The sequence below is a fragment of the Pseudomonas edaphica genome (assembly GCF_005863185.1).
GTDB classification, from domain to species: domain Bacteria; phylum Pseudomonadota; class Gammaproteobacteria; order Pseudomonadales; family Pseudomonadaceae; genus Aquipseudomonas; species Aquipseudomonas edaphica.
Genome location: NZ_VBVZ01000723.1, coordinates 1 through 2,856, shown reverse-complemented (window position 1 = coordinate 2,856; position 2,856 = coordinate 1). Strand labels below are relative to the sequence as shown.

The window sequence follows — 2,856 nt, the reverse complement described above, 5'->3', positions numbered from 1 at the left end:
CCGCCGCCGTCCCCAGCCAGATCAGCACCAATACCGCCAGCATCAGCGGGCGAATGGTGCGCTGGCTGCTTTGGGCCGCCGTGGGCCAGCCTTGCAGGCGTGAGGCTAACGGCGCGGCGGTGTAGCCGCAGACCGACGCCAGCACCTCGGGGTCAGCGACGTTATCCCGCTGAGCCAGGGCAATGCTCTGTGAGTTCAAGGCGCGCCAGCCCAGGCGATCACCCAGCCAGCCGCCCAACCCCAGCAATGGCGCTTGCAGGTATCGGCCTGCGCGCCAGCCTTGAGCGACGCGCAGGTGATCAATGACTTGAGCGAGCCGCATCGGTGCTGGCCCCACCAACGGCAGTACCAATGATTCGGCAGGCCACTGGCGCAACACGGCCAGCACCGCGCCGACCAGGTCGTCGATATGCACCGGCTGCAGTTGAGCGTTGAGGTCCAGCAATGGAATCAGCGGCCAGGGCGACAGCCCCGCCAACCAGGCACTGCTGGCGCCCCCCTCGCCCACCACCAGCGAAGGCCGCAGCACCACGGCGGGTACGCCAAGGCTCAGCAGATAGTCGTCAGCAGCGCCTTTGCTGGCAAGAAATGGCACATCCGATTGCGCTGAGGCGCCGAGGGCTGAGATCTGCAACACTCGCACACCGTGATGGGCGGCCAGATCAAACAGCGCGCGGGCGCCCTGATCCTGGACGCGGCTCAGCTCGGCCGCATCCACGCTCAGCAACCCCGCCGCATTGATGACTAAATCGACCGACTCAGGAAACACCCAGCAACCTGAGTCGGCAGCCAACCGGCCCAAATCCAGCGCCTGCCATTGCACCCCTGGCCAGCCCTGACATCGAGGCTTGCGACACGTCGCGATCACACTGTGCCCAGCCTGCTGCAGGGCGCGCAGCAAGTGGCCACCGACAAAGCCGGTGGCGCCGACAAGCAGAATATTCATACGGTTAAACCGGCTTGGCGCCCATCAACCCGGCAATCGCTACAAACCCCACCAGGCTGACCACCGCCAGCACCAGGGTGAAATTCAGGCTACCGCCCTCGCCCTTACGCAGGCGATTAAGCCGCGCCACCAGCCAGAACCACGCCAGTGCCGCCACGGTGTAGAGAATGCTGGAACCCAAAATCCAGGTTTGCCCCAGCGGCCAGCCGAGCAGATGCACCAGCCACCAGCCGGTGAACGGCATGCTGACCACGCAAACGCCCATCAGCAACCACACGAACGCCCACGGGCGTTGCACGGTAACCGCCGGGCCGGCGCTGCGTTTGCGCCAGGCCAGTACCGCCAGCCCGAGGCCGCTGAGCAACAGCAACACGGTGGCGGTGATGTGAATAACCTTGAGGGTGGTCAGCGTTTCCATGGTCTTGATTCCTTAAAGGCCGCCCAGTCAGCGTAGTCGCTCAACCGAGGAACAGCTGGTAAGCCGGGTTTTCGCTTTCATCCCAATACGGGTAGCCGATTTCTGCCAATGCGGCCGGCACCAGGTGGCGCTCGTCTGTCGGCACTTGCAGGCCTGCGACCACACGGCCGTCGGCTGCGCCGTGGTTGCGATAGTGGAACATCGAGATGTTCCAGCGCCCGCCTAATTTGTTAAGAAAGTTGAACAGCGCGCCCGGACGCTCGGGGAATTCGAAGCGAAACACCAGCTCGTCGCTGACTTTGGCTGCATGGCCACCCACCATATGGCGAATGTGCAACTTGGCCAGCTCGTTTTCGGTCAGGTCCAGCACCGGGAAACCCTGGCTTGTGAGGCTGGCGATCAACGCGCTGCGCGGGTCGTTTTCCGGGTGAGTCTGCACACCCACGAAGATGTGCGCCTCGCGGCCGGAGTGGTAGCGGTAGTTGAATTCGGTGATCTGGCGCTTGCCCACGGCCTCGCAGAACGCCTTGAAGCTGCCCGGTTGCTCGGGGATGGTCACGGCGATGATGGCTTCGCGGCCTTCACCCAGCTCGGCGCGCTCGGCCACATGGCGCAGGCGGTCGAAGTTGACGTTGGCGCCGGAGTCGATGGCCACCAGGGTCTGCCCGGTCACGCCACGGGTTTCCACGTATTTCTTGATACCCGCCACGCCCAGCGCACCCGCAGGCTCGGTGATGGAGCGGGTGTCGTCGTAGATGTCCTTGATGGCCGCGCAGATTTCGTCGGTGCTGACGGTGATCACTTCGTCTACATAGTCTTTGCAGATATCAAAGGTGTGCTGGCCGATCTGCGCCACCGCCACGCCATCAGCAAAGATGCCGACCGTTGGCAGCACCACGCGCTCGCCTGCGGCCATGGCGGCTTGCAGGCAGTTGGAGTCATCCGGCTCGACGCCGATGATCTTGATTTCCGGGCGCAGGTATTTCACATACGCCGCAATCCCGGCGATCAGCCCGCCGCCGCCCACGGGTACAAAAATCGCGTCCAAAGGCCCAGGGTGCTGGCGCAGAATCTCCATCGCCACGGTGCCCTGCCCGGCAATGGTGTGTGGATCATCGTAAGGGTGAATGTAAACGTAGCCTTTTTCGTCGACCAGTTTCAGCGAGTAGGCCAGGGCTTCCGGGAAGGAATCACCGTGCAGCACCACTTTGCCGCCACGCGAGCGCACGCCTTCGACCTTGATCTCCGGCGTGGTCTTGGGCATCACGATGGTGGCTTTCACCCCCAGCACCTTGGCCGCCAGGGCCAGGCCCTGGGCGTGGTTGCCCGCAGAAGCGGTGACCACGCCGCGCGCGCGTTCTTCGGCGCTCAGTTGGGTCAGCTTGTTGTAGGCACCGCGAATCTTGAACGAGAACACCGGCTGCAAGTCTTCACGCTTGAGCCAGACCTTGTTGCCCAGCCGCTCGGAGAGCTGGCGCGCGGTCTGCAAGGG

Annotated in this window: 3 protein-coding genes; all 3 read right to left on the bottom strand. The window is 63.9% G+C overall.

All coding sequences use genetic code 11. From position 1 onward, the window contains the following. The coding region (locus FEM54_RS29555) for an NAD-dependent epimerase/dehydratase family protein (RefSeq protein WP_138453955.1) at positions 1–946 on the bottom strand (946 nt) is incomplete at its 3' end. 4 nt (positions 947–950) lie between these two features. Further along, positions 951–1,364: a DUF2269 family protein gene (locus tag FEM54_RS29550; protein WP_017139504.1), complete on the bottom strand. Its 414-nt coding sequence runs from the start codon at positions 1,362–1,364 to the stop codon at positions 951–953. 40 nt (positions 1,365–1,404) lie between these two features. Further along, the coding region (gene ilvA, locus FEM54_RS29545) for a threonine ammonia-lyase, biosynthetic (RefSeq protein ID WP_138453954.1) at positions 1,405–2,856 on the bottom strand (1,452 nt) is incomplete at its 5' end.

Excerpts from the sequence above, each read along its gene's own strand:
- FEM54_RS29550 (WP_017139504.1), bottom strand. The coding sequence starts at position 1,364 with ATGGAAACGCTGACCACCCTCAAGGTTATTCACATCACCGCCACCGTG.